Source organism: Mesorhizobium sp. M2A.F.Ca.ET.037.01.1.1, from assembly GCF_003998075.1.
GTDB lineage: Bacteria > Pseudomonadota > Alphaproteobacteria > Rhizobiales > Rhizobiaceae > Mesorhizobium.
In genome coordinates this window covers 1-777 of the sequence record NZ_RZSA01001607.1, presented here as the reverse complement: position 1 = coordinate 777, position 777 = coordinate 1, and the positions used below count along the sequence as shown (strand labels likewise).

The 777-nt window shown below is 60.5% G+C and carries 1 protein-coding gene and 1 pseudogene; one reads left to right on the top strand and one right to left on the bottom strand.

Going from position 1 to position 777, the window contains the following annotated elements; translation table 11 throughout:
* A pseudogene (locus EOA27_RS38695) lies at positions 1–175 on the bottom strand (amidohydrolase); the annotation flags it as partial.
* Between the two features lie 221 nt (positions 176–396).
* On the opposite strand from EOA27_RS38695, the gene EOA27_RS38690 reads away from it, so the two are divergent.
* The coding region (locus EOA27_RS38690; RefSeq protein ID WP_145970914.1) for a serine hydrolase at positions 397–777 on the top strand (381 nt) is incomplete at its 3' end.

Below are 777 nucleotides of genomic sequence, written 5' to 3'. Positions count from 1 at the left end.
CGCCGGTCTTGCCCAATCCCGTCACCACTTCGTCACAGCCGAAGGCCTTCAGCTTCTCGGTGACGAAGCCGGCGGTCTGGAAGACGTCGAAATTCAGCTCCGGCGTCTGGTGGAGATGTCGTCGCCAGCCGGCGACTTCTTCCTGCATTTGTGCGGCGCGGTTGAGAATAGGCATGATCGGTCCATCTCTCGGTTGATTGGCGGCGGTCGGTTCAGAACCGATGCTCAGCAATTGTGATTGTGTTGAACTTTGCCATTTTGGCGTCACATAGGGTAAATAGCACCGCAACAATGGGGTCCGGGTCGAGGGGCCGGGCCGCATTTATGCTGGCGATGGGTAACGAAATCTTACGGACCCAGTGGCGATTACGGCAAGAGGCGATTTCGGATTTGATCATGCGGCAGAGGCATTTCCTCAACCTGTTGCTGGCGGGCGCGCTGGCGCTTCCGGCGTTTGCCGGCGTTGCGCGCGCCAATCCGGTGGTCCTGTTCGACCTCAAGAGCGGCTCCATTCTGGAGCATCAGGACGCGTTCAAGCGCTGGTATCCGGCCTCGCTCAGCAAGCTGATGACGGCCTATGTCGCCTTCCGCGCCATTCAGGCCGGCGAGGTGGCGCTCGATTCGCCGATCAAGGTGACCAAGCATTCGGCCGGCGAGCCGCCGAGCAAGATGGGCTTCAAGCCCGGCTCGGTGATGCGTCTCGACAATGCGCTGAAGATGATGCTGGTCAAATCGGCCAACGACATCGCCATGGCCGTGGGCGAGAATATCGGCGGG